Annotated in this window: 18 protein-coding genes; 11 read left to right on the top strand and 7 right to left on the bottom strand. The window is 74.4% G+C overall.

From position 1 onward, the window contains the following. The first annotated feature begins 80 nt into the window (after window positions 1–80). Complete coding sequence (locus O2V61_RS18635; RefSeq protein ID WP_269184762.1) at window positions 81–2,207, top strand: putative bifunctional diguanylate cyclase/phosphodiesterase; 2,127 nt, start codon at window positions 81–83, stop codon at window positions 2,205–2,207. After that, window positions 2,204–3,034 (top strand): HDOD domain-containing protein, encoded by an 831-nt coding sequence (locus O2V61_RS18630; RefSeq protein ID WP_269184761.1) that lies wholly within the window; start codon window positions 2,204–2,206, stop codon window positions 3,032–3,034. The genes O2V61_RS18635 and O2V61_RS18630 overlap by 4 nt, the downstream gene beginning before the upstream one ends. A gap of 25 nt (window positions 3,035–3,059) precedes the next feature. On the opposite strand, the gene O2V61_RS18625 is transcribed toward O2V61_RS18630, so the two are convergent. Beyond that, window positions 3,060–4,739, bottom strand: coding sequence for an amidase (locus O2V61_RS18625; RefSeq protein WP_269184760.1), 1,680 nt, complete (start codon window positions 4,737–4,739; stop codon window positions 3,060–3,062). Window positions 4,740–4,915: 176 nt separating this feature from the next. Here O2V61_RS18625 and O2V61_RS18620 point away from each other — a divergent pair, with 176 nt between their 5' ends. The 4 genes from O2V61_RS18620 to O2V61_RS18605 all read left to right on the top strand — a co-directional run bounded on the left by O2V61_RS18620 (window position 4,916) and on the right by O2V61_RS18605 (window position 7,258). After that, complete coding sequence (locus tag O2V61_RS18620; protein WP_269184759.1) at window positions 4,916–5,764, top strand: hypothetical protein; 849 nt, start codon at window positions 4,916–4,918, stop codon at window positions 5,762–5,764. 83 nt (window positions 5,765–5,847) lie between these two features. Further along, window positions 5,848–6,072 (top strand): hypothetical protein, encoded by a 225-nt coding sequence (locus O2V61_RS18615; protein ID WP_269184758.1) that lies wholly within the window; start codon window positions 5,848–5,850, stop codon window positions 6,070–6,072. A 42-nt stretch (window positions 6,073–6,114) separates the two neighbouring features. After that, a complete protein-coding gene (locus O2V61_RS18610) occupies window positions 6,115–6,495 on the top strand; it encodes a TFIIB-type zinc ribbon-containing protein (protein ID WP_269184757.1) in 381 nt (126 codons plus the stop codon). A 112-nt stretch (window positions 6,496–6,607) separates the two neighbouring features. Continuing rightward, window positions 6,608–7,258 (top strand): hypothetical protein, encoded by a 651-nt coding sequence (locus O2V61_RS18605; protein WP_269184756.1) that lies wholly within the window; start codon window positions 6,608–6,610, stop codon window positions 7,256–7,258. 70 nt (window positions 7,259–7,328) lie between these two features. On the opposite strand, the gene O2V61_RS18600 is transcribed toward O2V61_RS18605, so the two are convergent. Both O2V61_RS18600 and O2V61_RS18595 read right to left on the bottom strand, forming a co-directional pair. Next, window positions 7,329–8,846: an acetyl-CoA hydrolase/transferase family protein gene (locus tag O2V61_RS18600; protein ID WP_269184755.1), complete on the bottom strand. Its 1,518-nt coding sequence runs from the start codon at window positions 8,844–8,846 to the stop codon at window positions 7,329–7,331. Window positions 8,847–8,965: 119 nt separating this feature from the next. After that, a complete protein-coding gene (locus O2V61_RS18595) occupies window positions 8,966–10,759 on the bottom strand; it encodes an alkaline phosphatase D family protein (protein WP_269184754.1) in 1,794 nt (597 codons plus the stop codon). A 198-nt stretch (window positions 10,760–10,957) separates the two neighbouring features. Here O2V61_RS18595 and O2V61_RS18590 point away from each other — a divergent pair, with 198 nt between their 5' ends. Beyond that, window positions 10,958–12,382 carry an NADP-dependent succinic semialdehyde dehydrogenase gene (locus tag O2V61_RS18590; protein ID WP_269184753.1) on the top strand — a complete coding sequence of 475 codons (1,425 nt, stop codon included), beginning with the start codon at window positions 10,958–10,960 and terminating at the stop codon, window positions 12,380–12,382. Between the two features lie 60 nt (window positions 12,383–12,442). Here O2V61_RS18590 and O2V61_RS18585 read toward each other — a convergent pair whose 3' ends face one another. The 4 genes from O2V61_RS18585 to mrf are packed head-to-tail and all read right to left on the bottom strand — an operon-like array spanning window position 12,443 to window position 14,562. After that, complete coding sequence (locus O2V61_RS18585; protein WP_269184752.1) at window positions 12,443–12,844, bottom strand: hypothetical protein; 402 nt, start codon at window positions 12,842–12,844, stop codon at window positions 12,443–12,445. After that, window positions 12,841–13,002 carry a 50S ribosomal protein L32 gene (gene rpmF, locus O2V61_RS18580; protein WP_269184751.1) on the bottom strand — a complete coding sequence of 54 codons (162 nt, stop codon included), beginning with the start codon at window positions 13,000–13,002 and terminating at the stop codon, window positions 12,841–12,843. Before rpmF ends, O2V61_RS18585 begins: the two co-directional genes overlap by 4 nt. Window positions 13,003–13,006: 4 nt before the next feature. Beyond that, window positions 13,007–13,273 carry a type B 50S ribosomal protein L31 gene (locus tag O2V61_RS18575; protein WP_269184750.1) on the bottom strand — a complete coding sequence of 89 codons (267 nt, stop codon included), beginning with the start codon at window positions 13,271–13,273 and terminating at the stop codon, window positions 13,007–13,009. Then, window positions 13,270–14,562: a ribosome hibernation factor-recruiting GTPase MRF gene (gene mrf / locus O2V61_RS18570; RefSeq protein WP_269184749.1), complete on the bottom strand. Its 1,293-nt coding sequence runs from the start codon at window positions 14,560–14,562 to the stop codon at window positions 13,270–13,272. Before mrf ends, O2V61_RS18575 begins: the two co-directional genes overlap by 4 nt. Window positions 14,563–14,646: 84 nt before the next feature. On the opposite strand from mrf, the gene rpmB reads away from it, so the two are divergent. The 4 genes from rpmB to rpsR are packed head-to-tail and all read left to right on the top strand — an operon-like array spanning window position 14,647 to window position 15,608. After that, on the top strand, window positions 14,647–14,916 hold the full coding sequence (gene rpmB / locus O2V61_RS18565) for a 50S ribosomal protein L28 (protein WP_269184748.1): 270 nt from the start codon (window positions 14,647–14,649) through the stop codon (window positions 14,914–14,916). Continuing rightward, window positions 14,916–15,083: a 50S ribosomal protein L33 gene (rpmG, locus tag O2V61_RS18560; protein ID WP_269184747.1), complete on the top strand. Its 168-nt coding sequence runs from the start codon at window positions 14,916–14,918 to the stop codon at window positions 15,081–15,083. The genes rpmB and rpmG overlap by 1 nt, the downstream gene beginning before the upstream one ends. A gap of 1 nt (window position 15,084) precedes the next feature. Beyond that, window positions 15,085–15,387 carry a 30S ribosomal protein S14 gene (gene rpsN / locus O2V61_RS18555; protein ID WP_269184746.1) on the top strand — a complete coding sequence of 101 codons (303 nt, stop codon included), beginning with the start codon at window positions 15,085–15,087 and terminating at the stop codon, window positions 15,385–15,387. Then, complete coding sequence (gene rpsR, locus O2V61_RS18550; RefSeq protein WP_269184745.1) at window positions 15,384–15,608, top strand: 30S ribosomal protein S18; 225 nt, start codon at window positions 15,384–15,386, stop codon at window positions 15,606–15,608. The genes rpsN and rpsR overlap by 4 nt, the downstream gene beginning before the upstream one ends. Window positions 15,609–15,624 lie beyond the last annotated feature (16 nt).

Raw genomic sequence — 15,624 nt, 5'->3', positions numbered from 1 at the left:
TGGAGCACCGACCCCGGCAGGACGACGCTGTGGACAGGCTGCGCCGAGGCGTGCGGCTGGACGGCGGGAGGAGGGGCGGCATGTCGGCACGGACCCGGACGGTGAGCGAGCCCCACGCGTCCCCCGAGGTCGTCGCCGCCGTCTTCCACGGGGTGACCGTCAGCGACGCCGCGGCCGTGCTCGTGGTCGAGCAGGTGGGCGGTGTGCTGCGGGTCGGGTGGAGCAACGAGCGGGCCGCGACGATGCTCGGCTACGACCCCGAGGACCTGCGTGCGGTGGCCGTCGAGCAGCTGCTGCCCTCGCTCGGGGGCGGGGAGCTGAAACTGCTGCTCCGCCGCGAGCGGACGGTGCACATGACGTTGCCGGTCCGGTGCGCAAGCGGTGCCCTGCTGGACTGCGTGGTCTCCGCCGTCCCGGTCCCGCCGCCGGCCGGACGGCGCTGGACGGTCCGGGTGACCTCCACGGCCAACGAGACCGAGCGCGCGCTGCGGGCGACCGCCGACGCCTCCGAGCGACGCTTCGCGATCCTCACCGAACGCTCACCGGTGCCCACGCTGCTGTCCGAGCAGGGCATGCGGCTGGCGCACGTCAACGACGCGTTCTGCGCCCTGGTCGACCTGCAGGCCGAACAGCTGCTGGGCACCGGCTGGCTGGACGCCGTGCACCCCGACGACCTCGAGACGGTGATCGAGCAGGCCATCGCGGTGCTCGAGGGTGGTGACCGCACGACGCAGGCGCGGCTGGTCCGGCAGGACGGCAGCGAGCGCAGCACCGTCATCCGCTTCGCCCACGTCTTCACCCCGAGTGTGGGCGCGGGCTTCATCGGCACCATCGAGGACATCACCGACCGGCTGGCCTTCGAGGCGCAGCTGGCGCACCAGGCCAACCACGACCCGCTCACCGGGCTGCCGAACCGCACGCTGCTGGCCGAGCACGTGGCCGAACGCTTCCACCCGGGGGCCGGTGGCCTCGCGTGCATCTTCCTGGACCTGGACAACTTCAAGGTGGTCAACGACTCGCTCGGGCACACCGTGGGCGACGCACTGCTGGTCGAGGTGGCCGACCGGCTGCGCTCGACGGTGCGTCCGGGTGACCTGGTGGCCCGGTTCGGTGGCGACGAGTTCGTCGTCGTGTGCCAGCAGGTGACCGAGGACGGCGCGGTGGCCCTCGCCGAGCGGATCGGAGAGGCCCTGCACCGGCCGATCACCCTCGCCGGCGTCGTGCTGCACCCCCGGGCCAGCGTGGGGATCACGGTGCAGACCGTCGAGCACGCCGCCGCCGAGGAGCTGATCCGCGACTGCGACACCGCCATGTACCAGGCGAAGGCCGCCGGCAAGGGCCGGATCACCGTGCTCGACTCCGAGGCGCGGGCCCAGGCCCGGGACAAGCTGCGGCTCGTCGCCGATCTCCGCGAGGCGATCGACCACCGGGAGATCACCCTGATGTACCAGCCGATCTTCAGCACCACCGAGCGGAGCGCGGTCGCGGTGGAGTCACTGGCCCGGTGGCAGCACCCCGAGCGCGGGGCCATCTCACCCAGCACGTTCGTCCCGCTGGCCGAGGAGAGCGGACTGGTGTCCGCGCTCGGCCTGCTGGTGCTCGACGAGACCTGCCGGCAGCTGGCCGAGTGGGACGAGCGGCTGGGATCGGCGGCACCGCAGCGGGCCAACGTCAACGTCTCTGCCCTGCAGCTGGACGCCAACCTGCACGGCCACGTGCGGTCGGCGCTGGTGCGCCACGGGCTGCAGCCGTGCCGGCTCTCCATCGAGATCACCGAGTCGGCCCTGATGGCCGACCCCGCCGCGGCCCGCGCCGTCCTCCTGCAGCTGCGCGACCTCGGGGTGCAGGTCTCCATCGACGACTTCGGCACCGGCTACTCCTCGCTGGCCTACCTGCGGCACCTGCCGGTCGACTGCCTCAAGGTCGACCGGTCGTTCGTCGCCGAGCTGGCCGACGGGCACCCCGAGATCGCCACCGCGGTCATCGCGCTGGCCCAGAGCCTCGGCCTGGAGACCGTGGCCGAGGGCGTGGAGACCCAGCAGCAGGCCGACGAGCTGGCCCGGCTCGGCGCCACCCACCTGCAGGGGTTCGGCCTCGCCGCGCCGCTGTCCGGCCCGGACACCGCCACCTGGTTCGCCGACGCCTGGTGCTCCGACGCGAAGACCGCCACCGGACCCGTCCGGCACCCCGACCTGGAGCTGATGTGACCCCGTCCGCCGCACCGTCCCTGACCGTCGCCCCGGTCTTCGACCTGGAGCGGGTGCTGGGCAGCATCGACAGCATGGCCGCGCAGCGGCCGGTCGCCGCGCAGGTCGTCGCCGAGACGAACTCCGACCGGTCCAGCGCCGCGGAGCTGTCCCGGTTGCTCGGCGCCGACGTCGCGCTGGCCGGCCGGGTGATGAAGCTCGCCAACTCCGCCTTCTACGGGATGCGCGGGCGGGTGACCTCGCTGCAGTTCGCGGTCACCGTCGTCGGCTTCGGCACGGTGCGCACGATGGCGACGGTCGCGCTGACCGACCTGGACGACGAGTCGCGGCTGCCCGAGGACTTCTGGGAGGTCAGCACCACCCTGGCGCTGGCCGCGTCCACGCTCGCGCCGCGGTTCGCCGAGCGCCCGCAGGACGCGCTGTGCCTCGGGCTGCTGGCCCAGATGGGCGTCGCGCTGCTGCACCACAACGACGCCGAGGGCTACGCCGAGCTGTGGACCGCCCACCGGTCGGCGGTCTCCCGGCGGACGGCGGAGGTGCAGCGGTACGGCATCTCGGCCCTGCGGCTGACGTCGGTGGCGCTGGAGCAGTGGGGCTTCCCGGCGGGCATGCTCCTGCCACTCCAGCAGGTGGACGACGAGGCCTCCTTCGCCGGCGCCCTGCTGCGCTCCGCCCTCGAGGTCGCCGGCCGGCTCACCGACGGCGAGCACGAGGAGACCCCGATCGAGCGGGTCAGCTGCGGCCAGCTGCGGGAGCGCGACGTCGCCCCGCTGCTCGCCCAGGTCCGTACCGACGCCGAGGAGCTGCGCGCCGCGCTGCTGGGCTGACCAGCGCGGCGGGCAGCTCCCCTGCTCAGGTGGCGGGCTCGGGGTTGTCCGGCTGCGGGTCCGCACCCACCGTGGGCAGGTAGCCCGGCGCCTCGCGCGCCGCGGCCTGGTCCTCGAAGTCCGCGGCGATGTCCAGCACCCGGGCGTCGTCCCAGCGGGTCCCGAAGAACGAGACGCCCACCGGCAGCGAGTCCCGCGGGCCGGCGAAGCCCGCCGGGACGGTGACGTTCGGGTAGCCGGCTACCGCGGCCGGGCCGGAGGTGCTGTAGACGAACGCGTCTGCCTGGCCGTCCAGGTACTCGTACCGGGTCTGCCAGGCCGGGGTGTTGGTCAGCCCGACGATCGCGGCCAGGTCGTCCTCCGGGCCGGCGCCCTGGGCGAGCACCTCGTCGATCGAGGCGCGGGCCAGCGTCCGGATCCGGTCCCGGGTCTCCTGGATCGCCGGGTCCTCCTCGGGCACGGTGGCCGCCTGCGCCTGCTCGAGCAGCTCCTGGCCGAAGTAGGCCAGCTCCACCGGGTCCTGCTCGTTGAACTCGATGATGCCGGCGAGGTCGGCCGGGTGGTCGCCGGGCGTGGCCGCCAGGTAGGCGTTCAGGTCGCGCTTGAACTCCGCCAGCAGGGCCGGCAGCTCGCCGGCGCCGATCTCGTCCTGGTAGGCCAGCTGCACCGGGACGGCGGTCGCGCCGGCGGCCTCGATCTGCTTCACCGCCGCGGCGAACACCTCCTCGGTCCGGTCGTCGACGGCCGCCGACTGTTCGGGGGTGAGCGTCCAGACACCGATCCGGGCACCCTCCAGCGCGTCGAGGTCCAGGTCGGCGAAGCCGGTGTCCAGGTCGGCGGGGATCTCGGCGGTGGCGGCGTCGGCGTCGTCGGAGCCGGCCAGCACCTCCAGCACCAGCGCCGCGTCGACGGCGTGCCGGGCCATCGGGCCGGCGGTGTCCTGCTCGGCGGAGATCGGGACGATGCCGCTGCGGCTGACCAGGCCGAGGGTCGGCTTGACGCCGATCACGCCGTTGGCCCCGGCCGGGCAGACGATCGAGCCGTCGGTCTCGGTGCCGATCGCCACCTGGGCCAGTGAGGCGGCGACGCCGACCGCGGAGCCCGAGGACGAACCGCACGGGTTGCGGTCCAGCACGTAGGGGTTGGCGGTCTGGCCGCCGACGCCGCTCCAGCCGCTGGAGGAGGCGCTGCCGCGCAGGTTGGCCCACTCGGAGAGATTGGCCTTGCCCAGGACGATCGCGCCGGCGTCCCGGAGCCGCCGGGTGATCTCGGCGTCGTCCGGGCGGCTGTCCAGCATCGCCCGGGAGCCCGCCGTGGTCGGCAGCTGCTCGGTGTCCACGTTGTCCTTCAGCAGCACCGGGATGCCCTCGAGCGGCCCGCGCGGCTGGTTCCGCTGCCGCGTCCGGTCGCTGTCCGCGGCGTCGCGCAGTGCCTCGGGGTTGAGGCTGAGCACGGCGCCGAGGTCGTCGTTGACGGCGGCGATCCGTGCCAGGTAGGCCCCGGTGAGCTGGACGGCGGTCAGTTCGCCGGCGTCCATCCGCTCCTGCAGCTCGGGGATGGTCGACGCGTCGAGGTCCAGGCCGCGGATCGGCAGGGTCCCGGAGCCGGCCGCGTCGGCGACACCGGGGCCGGCTCGGCCCTGGTCCGCCGGGGCGGCGACGGCGCTGGCCGGGACCAGCAGGGCGGCGGCGAACGCGGCGGTCACCGCGGCCCTCCGGCGCAGGGGAAGGGCGGGAACGCGCATGGGTCCTCCGAGGCAGCCGGGGCTGGGGTAGCTGCACGCTAAGCCGACCGCCCGGAGTGCGCTCGGTCAACGCGGAGGGCCGACGTCACAGGCCCTCCGGGTCACCCCGACCGGCCGCGGGAGGGCATGGTGGAGGGGTGTTCGACAGCGACTTCGGTCCGGACCTGATGGCCCTCCTCAGCCGGGAGGTGCTCCGCGAACGCGTCGGTGCGCTGATCGCGGAGGCCTGCGCCTGGTCGGTCGGTCTCTCCGACCACGACCACCACCTGCGGGTCCGCGGCCGCGTGACGGCGACCGGGCTGACCCTCGGCGCCCGGGCGGTGACCGGCCGGGCGCTCAGCGGCGAGGAGGACGGCCGCCTCGAGCTGGGGGACGCCCGGCCCGGCAGCTTCCAGGACGCGCTCAACGCGGTCACCGCCGACGGCACCCTCTACGCCGAGCACTTCGACCGGGAGGTCGTCGAGCCGTTCGTGCTCGCCACCTGCGTCGCCGCGGCCGAGCGCGCCCGGGAGACCCGTCCCGCCGACTGGGCCGAGCTCCTCGACGAGCTCGGCGAGGACGACGAGGACCTGGTCGAGGTCGTCCGGGTGGGGGAGTGGGAGGCGCCGCTGCGGATCGAGGCCGAGCACCTGGTGCTGGCGGCGCTGGGCACGGCGCCGCTGGTCGAGGTGGAGGCCGAGGGCTTGCCGCTGTCGCTGGTCCGCGCCGCGGAGGCGGTCACCCGGGCGGCGGCGCCGGCCGCCGTCCCGGAGGCCGGACCGGCCGCCGACGAGCTGGCGGGCGCGCTCTTCCTGGCCGAGGCGGCGATCAGTTCCGCCGGGCTCCCGGTGCCGGTTCCGGTGCCCGCCGCCGACCGCCTGCTCGACGTGCTGCTGGGCGAGGGGCTGCTGCCCGAGGAGGTGCCGGCGCTGCTGCCGCACCTGCCGGTGGCGCCGGGCACCGCGGCCGAGGTCCGGGCTACGATCGCCGCCCTCGGGCACGGGTGACGACGGCGCGCACGGGGGTCTTCTCACGGGCGCCGTCCGGGGTGACCATGGGAGGGCACGCATCCTCTCGGAAGGACAGTGCCATGAGCAGCTCTGCCGACCGCGCCCGCCGGCCGCATCCCGACCCGCTCACCATGACCCCGGCGGAGAAGGCGATCGCCGAGTGGGAGGCCCGCCACGACGTCGCCGCCCGCGGCTCCCGGGCGAGCTTCGCGACGGTGCAGCACTACCTCTCGGAGACCCGGTCCCGGGAGCGCTGCGAACAGGCGGGCCGGCCACCCGCCGCCAAGCGGGACGAGCAGCGCTGACCGGTCCGGGAACTCCTGGTCCGCGGGCCCCGTTGGCGGGCCATGGACCTGGTCTGCCCGAAGTGTCAGGGGACGATGCGCACGTACGAGCGCAACGGCGTCCACGTCGACCAGTGCACCGACTGCCGGGGCATCTTCCTCGACCGAGGTGAGCTGGAGCGCCTGGTCGACGCGGAGAACGCCTGGCACGACGGCCCGGCTGCGGCCGCGCCGTCCGCGGCTCGGCCCTCGGCGCAGCAGCCCTTCTCGCACGCCCCGGCGCAGCACCCGCAGTCGTCGCCGTCGAGTTCCCAGCCGGCCTCGCTGGGCGCCGTGGTCAGCGAGGTGCTGGGCCAGGTGCGCGCCAGCAGCTCCGGCTCGGCGCACGGTTCGTACGGCAAGCCGCGGAAGAAGAAGTCCCTGATCAGCGAGCTCTTCGGCTGACACGGGGCGCCGCCCCACGGACGGCGTCGAGATCGGGCGGGTGGCGGTCTGGCCGGGCGTGAGGCAGCGACCAGCCCGGTCTCGGTGCGCGGCCGGGCCGTACGGTCGCGGGGTGGCTGACGACGACCTCACCCAGTTCACCCCAGCCGGGGCCGAGCGGCTGCGCGCCGCCGCGGCCGAGCTGACCGCGGCGGTGACCGCGCACGCCGAGGCGGTGACGGCGGTGACCGGGGACGCCGGCATGCCCGAGGTGTTCGCTGCCAGCGACCGGTTGCTCCCGGCGGTGCTGGCCTACGCCGACGCGCAGTTCGACCTCACCGGCAACGACTTCCCGTTCGGCGTCCTGCACGGCTACGCCGAGGACGACGAGTCGCAGGTCGAGGACGCAGCGGTCGGTGATGCAGCGGACGGCGGGACCACCGCCTCCGGGACGACCGACGTCTCGGTCCTGCAGCGGCACGACCTGCGGGTCACCGACGAGGCCGCGGTGCTGGCCGCCGGCCGCCGGGCGTACCTGCGTTCGCGGCCCGACGGCGACGCCGCCGCGGCGGCCGCCGACGTGACGGACCTGGGCCGGGCGCTGTCCCAGCTGGCCGACGCCGACGGCTGGGACGCCGTGGGGGAGACGCCGGGGCTGCGGGCGACGGGCCGGTCGGTGCTGGTCATCGGTCGGGAGCTCGCCCCCGGGGCCGACCCGGACGACGACACCGAGGACGACGGCGGCGAGCTGCTGTGGTCCCAGCAGGACGTGTTCCCCGGCTGACCCGCGCAGGGCAGGGGGGCGGCATGCCCGACCACGACCCCAGCGTTCGTGACCCGGCGCGGTCGAGGCGTCAGCCGGGCAGCATGCTGCCGGTCTCCAGGTAGCGGGTGTGCCAGCTCAGCGCCTCGGCCAGCAGGTGCGGGGTGTGCCGGCCGTACGCGCCGCGCTCCGCCCGGTCGTAGTAGTCGGCCAGCAGCGGCCGGTACTCCGGAGCAGCGCAGTTGTCGATGACGAGCTGCGCCCGCTTGCGCGGCGGCAGGCCGCGCAGGTCGGCCAGCCCGTGCTCGGTGACGACGACCGACACGTCGTGCTCGGTGTGGTCGACGTGGGACACCATCGGCACGATCGAGGAGATCGCGCCGCCCTTGGCCGTCGACGGGGTGAGGAAGAAGGAGACGTAGGCGTTGCGGGCGAAGTCGCCCGAGCCGCCGATCCCGTTCTGGATGCGGCTCCCCATCAGGTGCGTGGAGTTCACGTTGCCGTACAGGTCGGCCTCGATCATCCCGTTCATCGCCAGCACCCCCAGCCGGCGGACGATCTCCGGGTGGTTGCTGATCTCCTGCGGCCGCAGCACGATCCGGTCCCGGAACTCGGCCACGTGCGCGTTGAAGTCCGCGATCGCGGTGGGGCTCAGCGAGAACGCCGTCGCCGAGGTGGAGGCGAGCGTGCCCGAGCGCAGCAGGTCGAGCATGCCGTCCTGGATCACCTCGGTGTAGGCGGTCAGCTGCTCGAACCGCGACTCCTGCAGCCCGGACAGGACGGCGTTGGCCACGTTCCCGACGCCGGACTGCAGCGGCAGCAGCTCGGCCGGCAGCCGGCCCACCGTGACCTGGTGCTCGAGGTACTCGATCAGGTGCCCGGCGATGGCCCGCGCGGTGTCGTCCGGCTCGCTGAACGGGGTGTTCCGGTCCGGGGAGTGGGTCTCGACGACGGCGACGACCTTGTCCGGGTCGACCCGCAGGTGCGGCACCCCGATCCGGTCGCCGGGCCGGGTCAGCTGCACCGGCCGGCGGTTCGGGGGCAGCGCCGTCCCGTAGTAGACGTCGTGCATGCCGTCCAGCCCGGCCGGCTGCCAGCTGTTGACCTCCAGCACCACCTTCTCGGCGAGGTCCAGCCAGGTCTTGTTGTTGCCGACCGAGGAGGAGGGGATCAGCTGCCCGTCCTCGGTGATCCCGCTGACCTCCACGACGGCGACGTCCAGCGGGCCGAGGAACCCCTCCCAGGCCAGCTGGGCCACGTGGGACAGGTGGACGTCGACGTAGTCGATCTCCCCGGCGTTGATCTTCTGCCGGGCGACCGGGTCGGACTGGTACGGCAGCCGCAGGCCGATGCCGTCGGCGGCGGCGAGCGCGCCGTCCAGCTCGGGGGCGGTGGAGGCCCCGGTCCACAGGTCGACCTGGAAGGGCTCGCCGGCGGCGTGCGCGGCGGTGATCCGCTGGGCCAGCAGCCCCGGGACCGCCTTCGGGTGCCCGGCGCCGGTGAACCCGCTCATCCCGAGCGTGTCCCCGGGTCGGATGAGCGCGGCCGCCTCGTCGGCCGGCACCACCTTGCGGGCCAGTGCTGCACTGCGGATGCGACCGGTGTCCATCGTCCTCCGACCTCGTCGTGGCGGGCCCGTCCGGCCCACCCGGACGACGCTACGGGCGGGACCGTGGTCCCGCCCGGGGAGGCCGGCGGACCCGCGGGGTCGGGTCCGCCGGCCGGTGCTCAGGCCGTCCGGGGCGTGTCGGAGCGCGCCCCCAGCTCGGCCGTCGGGCCGCTGACCTTGCGCGAGCCCTTCACCGTGGCGAACGAGGTCTCGTAGCCGACCGTCGCCTGCGGGTCCAGCCGCGGGTCGACGGCCAGGCCCTTGTCGCCGTTGCTGCGGATGAACCAGAAGTCCGCCTGCACCCGCTCCGGGGTCACGTCCAGCACGACGAAGCCGTGGCCGATGCCCTCCAGGTAGCGCACCCAGGGGTTGGCGGCCTGGAACGCGGCGGTGGTCGCGGTCGCGGCGGCCGCGGAGCCGACGGCCTCCTTGAACCCGTTGCTGGTCACCGACGGGCAGACGAACTCGACACCGACGGAGTTGCCGTCGCCGGGGTAGCCGCCGAGGTCGGTCGGGAGGTCGTTGGCCCAGGAGGAGTGGATGTCGCCGGTGAGCACCACCGGGTCGGTGCCGGCGGCGGCCATCGCGTCGAGCACCGCGCGCTGGTCGGCCTGGTAGCCGTCCCACTGGTCGGTGTTGAACACCGAGCCGGGCACGGTGCCCGGCCGCGGGACGGCGAACACCCGGGCGAAGACCGTCTGGTTGCCCACCAGGTGCCAGTCGGTGCGCCCGGTGCGGATGCCCGTCGTCAGCCAGTCCAGCTGCGGCGGCTCGGGCAGGTGCCGCCGCGGGTCGGTCAGCGCCGGGTTGAGCGCGCCGTCGACCGTGCCGGGGACCTGCTCGCTGCGGTTCTGCCGGGTGTCGATGACCGACAGCTCGGCCAGGTCGCCGAAGCTGAAGCGACGGAAGAACTGCCGGCCCTTGCTCGGGCGCGGCTGCCACATCGCGGGCTCGCGGATCGGCATCCACTCCAGGTAGGCCTGGAACGCCTTGGCCCGGCGGAACAGGAAGTCGCCCTCGGGCTTGATGCCGTCGGGCTTGCCCGGCTCGGTGTAGGGGGTGGCCGGGTCGTCGTCCCGCTCGTGGTTCTCCGCGCCGAAGTCGTAGGCGTCGTTGGTGATCTCGTGGTCGTCGAAGATGACGATCCACGGGTGCTGCTGGTGCGCCCGCTGCAGGTCCGGGTCGGTCTTGTACAGCGCGTGCCGGATCCGGTAGTCCTCCAGCGACACCATCTCGTGGACCGGCTCGTGGTCCCGGATGCCGATCAGCGCGTTCGGCCCGTACCGGTCGCCGGAGCCGGCCACGCCCGCCACCCGCGGGGCGTTGCCGTACTCGTAGAGGTAGTCGCCCAGGTGCAGCACGAAGTCCAGGTCGTCGCGGGCGGCGATCCCGCGGTAGGCGGTGAAGTACCCGCCGGTCCAGTTGCTGCAGGAGACGAACGCCATCCGCAGCGCGTGGGTCCGGCCGGGCTCGTCCGGTGCGGTCTGCGTGCGGCCGACCGGGGAGGTCTGGCCGGCGCAGGTGAACCGGTACCAGTAGCGGGTGTAGGGGGTCAGCCGGTTCACCACGACCTTGACGGTGTGGTCGCGGCTGACGTCGGCGACGACGTTCCCGCTGCGCACGACGCGGGTGAACGCCTCGTCGGCGGCGACCTCCCAGCGGACCGGGACGGCGGGCCCGCGGCGGCTGCCGGGGAGGGACTCCGGGGTGGGCGTCACCCGGGTCCAGATGAGCAGCTCGGTGGCCGTCGGGTCACCGCTGGCGACGCCGAAGCCGAAGACGCCGGAGCGGGCGGTCTCGGCCACGGCCGCGCGGGCGGCCTCGCTCGTGAGCCCACCGAAGGTCAGGGCGGCGGCGGTGACCGCGCCGCCCTTCAGGACGGTGCGGCGGGACAGGGGTGCTTCGAGGGACATGCGGGCACTGTGGTTGCACCGGGCGACGAGTTGGCGGTGCCTGCGTGAACGGCCGGCGTCCCCCGCTCGGCCGTTTCCCCTCCGGAGGGGGCGGGCACGTGCACGAGGCAGGCGAGCTCTGCCGGACCGCCGGAGCGCCTTCCACGAGCGCCGCCGTCCGGCACCGACCCGCGACCAGCACGACGACGGGAGACCCCCATGGCGATCGCCACGATCAACCCCACCACCGGGGAGACGCTGAAGACCTACGAGCCGCTCTCCGACGACGCGCTCGAGGAGAAGATCGGTCGCGCAGCCGCCGCGTACCGCAGCTACCGGCGCACCTCGGTCGAGGACCGGGTGCGCTGGTTGCGGGCCGCGGCCGACGTGCTGGACGCCGACACCGACGGCGTCGCCGAGCTGATGACCACCGAGATGGGCAAGACGCTGTCCTCGGCGAAGGCCGAGGTCGGCAAGTGCGCGAAGGCGCTGCGCTGGTACGCCGAGCACGGCCCGGCGCTGCTGGAGCCGGAGCCGAAGGACGCCGAGGCGGTCGGTGCGCAGCAGGCCTACGTCGCCTGGCAGCCGCTGGGCGTGGTGCTGGCGGTCATGCCGTGGAACTTCCCGCTCTGGCAGGCGATGCGGTTCGCCGCCCCGGCGCTGATGGCCGGCAACGTCGGCCTGCTCAAGCACGCCAGCAACGTGCCGCAGACGGCGCTGTACCTGGAGGAGCTGTTCCGCAGGGCCGGCTTCCCGGGCGACGTCTTCCAGACCCTGCTGATCGGCTCGGGCACGATCGAGCGGGTGCTGCGCGACGACCGGGTGGTCGCCGCGACCCTCACCGGCAGCGCTCCGGCCGGACAGTCGGTCGCCTCGATCGCCGGTGACGCGCTCAAGCCCACGGTGCTGGAGCTGGGCGGGTCCGACCCGTTCATCGTGATGCCCTCGGCCGACCTGGCGGCCGCGGCGGGGGTGGCGGTCACCAGCCGCAACCAGAACAACGGGCAGAGCTGCATCTCGGCCAAGCGGTTCTTCGTGCACCGCGACGTCGCCGAGGAGTTCACCCGGCTCTTCGCCGAGAAGATCGGGGCGCTGACCGTCGGCGACCCGATGGACCCCGACACCGAGGTCGGCCCGCTGGCCACGGAGTCCGGCCTGCAGGACGTGCACGACCACGTGGAGGACGCCCGCAGCAAGGGCGCCACCGTCGTCGTCGGCGGCACCCGCCCGGACCGGCCGGGCTGGTTCTACGAGCCGACGCTGCTCACCGGGATCACCCCGGAGATGACCCTGTACGCCGAGGAGGTCTTCGGGCCGGTGGCCGCGCTGTTCACCGTCGACAGCCTGGACGAGGCGATCGAGATCGCCAACAGCCACCCCTACGGGCTCGGCTCCAACCTGTGGAGCGAGGACGAGGGGGAGCGGGCGCAGTTCATCCGGGACATCGAGTCGGGCATGGCGTTCGTCAACGGGATGACGACGAGCTACCCGGAGCTGCCCTTCGGCGGGGTGAAGCAGAGCGGCTACGGCCGCGAGCTCACCGAGCTGGGGATGCGCGCGTTCATGAACGGCAAGACCGTCTGGATCGGTGCCCCCAGCAGCGAGCAGCGTGCCGGGGACTCGGCGGGCTCGGCGAACGAGTGACCCACCGGAGGGGCCGACGTCGCGACGTCGGCCCCTCCGGATCGCCGGGGGCTGGGGCGGTCAGGCGAGGCGGGGTGCGGGCCCGATGCCGGCGACCGCGGTCCGCAGGCACTCCGGCAGGTCGGTGGCCGTGCCCGCGACCCCGGGCCCGCCGCCGGTGACCCAGGCGACCAGGCCGGCGGTCCGCTCGGGGGTCTGCACCTCCGACACCCAGAGCGCCGGGCCCGGCCGGCCGGTGCCGGCCGACCGGTGGGCCAGCCCGGCCAGCGCCGCCCGGTCGCAGCGGCCCAGGCAGCCGGCGGTGACCAGCACCGCGCCGGAGGTGTGCCGCACGGCCTCGGCCACCCGGTCGACGCCGTCCGCGGTGCCGGCCAGCCGGCGCAGCGCCGCGCAGCGGTGGCCGACGCACAGCGCGATCAGCGGCCCACCGGCGTCCCCGCCCGGCACCGGGCGGCGGCTCACGGCAGCAGGCCCCGCTCGGCGGCCTTCCGCAGCTTCTGCGGCACCAGCCGGACGACGCCGTCCACGGTGACCGGCACCAGCGGCACCGGGGCCGCCTTCCACTGCGACCGGCGCGAGCGGGTGTTGGACCGGGACGTCTTCCGCTTCGGGACGGCCATGTCCTCAGCCTCGCTTCCGTGCCGGCCGGGCTGCGCTGCCGTAGCGCTGGTTGAACCGCTCGACCCGGCCGGCGGTGTCCAGCACCCGCTGGTTGCCGGTCCAGAACGGGTGCGAGGCGGCGCTGATCTCCACGTTGACCACCGGCAGCGTCTCGCCGTCGAGCTCGATGGTCGCCTCGGTGCGGATCGTGGAACGGGTGCGGTAGGTGGCGCCGCTGGCGGTGTCGCGGAACACCACGGTGCGGTACTCGGGGTGGATGCCGGCTCTCATCGGGAGTGGTCCTCTCGGTCGGTGCTGCTGGTGTGCAGGTCTGTCTCGTCCGCGGGGCCGGCGGCCTCGCAGGGGTCGGCGTGCCACTCGCCGAACGGGTCGGGCAGGGCGCGCCAGGTGTCCTCACCGGCGGCCAGCTCCTCGTCGGTCAGCAGGGCGGCGGTGAGCGCCGCGGTGATCAGCTCGGCCGGCTGCCGGTGGGTGAGCACGACCAGCTCGACGTCCCGGTCGCCGTACAGCGGGTCCCAGCGCAGCGCGGCGGCGGCGGTGCGCTCCGGGTCGACCTGGCTCCACAGCTCGGCGTCGTCCCCCAGGGTGGCCAGCCACGGTCCGGCGTCGCCGACCCGCAGCCCCCCGCCGGCGGACTCCAGCCAGATCGCCCGGTCGGGCTGGCTGGCCAGCCAGAGCCGGCCGCGGCTGCAGACCACGCCGGTCATCAGCACGTCGATCGCCTCGTGCAGCCGCTCGGGGGAGAAGGGCCGGGTGGCGGAGAAGCGCACCAGCTCCACGTCGGCGACGGCGTCCAGCGGGGGCTGGCCGGCGAGCAGGGCGTCGTGCGGGGTGGGCATCCGGCCGCGCTTGGCGGTCGGCGGCAGCGCGGTCAGCAGCTCGTCGGGGTGGTTGCGGCCCAGCTGGGCCCGCGGCGCGCCGGGCAGCAGGCGGTCGAGCACGGCGGTGAGCCGGGCCGCGGCCCAGCCGTCGTCCGGCTCGCCGGCGAGCAGCACCGCGTCGGCGGCGGTCACCTGGCCGACGGCCACCTGGGCCAGCGTCCGCTCGTCGTCCACGGTCGCCGCGAGGCCGTGGTCGTCCATCGTCTCCTCGCCGGTGGCGGCGTCGAGCCAGCCGGCGGCGTCGACGGCCACGAGCACGCCGGCCACCTCCACCCAGTCGCCGGCGGTCTCCGGCTCCTGGTCCTCCGCGGTGTCCTCGTCCAGGACGACCTCCTCGAAGGCCCAGCACAGGTGCTGGGGCTCGAGTGCGGGGTCCAGCTGCAGCACGATCCGGCTGACGTCGTCCCGGCGGGCCAGGGTGCGCAGCAGGGGCAGCAGGTCGAGCCGGAGCGTGCAGGACAGGCAGCCGTGGGCGAGCTCGATCGCGGCGGTGGACTCGACGACCCCGGTGGCCCGCTGCTCGCGCAGGGTGCGGACGACGACGCCCTGACCGAGTCCCCGGACGTCGTGGTGGACCACGACGGTGCCGGGCCGGTCCAGCAGGGGGGTGGCGGCCTGCGCGGTCAGGTCCCGGTCCAGGCCGGTGACGAGCACCAGGGGGGTGCGGCGGGAGGTCACGCCGCCACCCTAGCTGCAAACGGGAATCGTGTTCATCTAGTGTCTGCACTGCTCCCGCCCGTCGACCCCTGGAGGCGCACCAGCATGGCCACCTACTGCGAGGTGACCGGACGCACGCCGAGCTTCGGCAAGTCCGTGAGCCACTCGCACCGCCGCACCAACCGCCGCTTCGACCCGAACCTGCAGTCCAAGCGCTTCTTCCTGGCCAGCGAGAACCGGTGGATCCGGCTCACCGTCTCCACCAAGGGCATCAAGACCGTCGACGTCCGGGGCATCGAGGCCGTCGTGGCCCGGATCCGGGCCACCGACCCGGTCGCGCGCCGTCGGCTGGGCGCCGGGCGGGGGAACGGCTGATGGCCCGCGGCAACGACGTCCGCCCGATCATCAAGCTGAAGTCGACCGCCGGCACCGGCTACACGTACGTGACCCGGAAGAACCGCCGCAACGACCCGGACCGGCTCGTGCTGAAGAAGTACGACCCGAGGATCCGGAAGCACGTCGACTTCCGCGAGGAGCGCTGAGATGGCCAAGAAGTCCATGATCGCCAAGGACCGGCAGCGCCGCGAGGTCGTCACCCGGCACGCCGAGCGCCGCGCCCAGCTGAAGGAGACCGCCCGCACGGCGACCACGCCGGACGAGCGGGCCGCGGCGCAGGCCGCGCTGCAGCGGCTCCCGCGCGACGCCAGCCCGACCCGGCTGCGCAACCGCGACGTCGCCGACGGCCGCCCGCGCGGCCACCTGCGGAAGTTCGGCATCTCCCGGATCCGCTTCCGGGAGATGGCCCACGCCGGCGAGCTGCCAGGCATCCGGAAGTCCAGCTGGTGACCCCCGCGCCGCGCCCGCCGCGCCCTCGGAAGAAGCGCGAGCTGGACGGCCCGGTCGACTGGAAGGACGTCACCCAGCTGCGCACGTTCATCTCCGACCGCGGCAAGATCCGCGCCCGCCGGGTCACCGGCCTGACCCCGAAGCAGCACCGGCAGGTGACGCAGGCGATCAAGAACGCCCGCGAGATGGCCCTGCTGCCGTACCCGTCGAAGGGCCGCTGAGCACGGTCCTGCGCGG

Origin of the sequence: Modestobacter sp. VKM Ac-2985 (assembly GCF_026967925.1) — a bacterium.
GTDB lineage: Bacteria > Actinomycetota > Actinomycetes > Mycobacteriales > Geodermatophilaceae > Modestobacter.
Note: the sequence above shows the minus strand (reverse complement) of the source record. Positions and strands in the feature narration are given on the sequence as shown.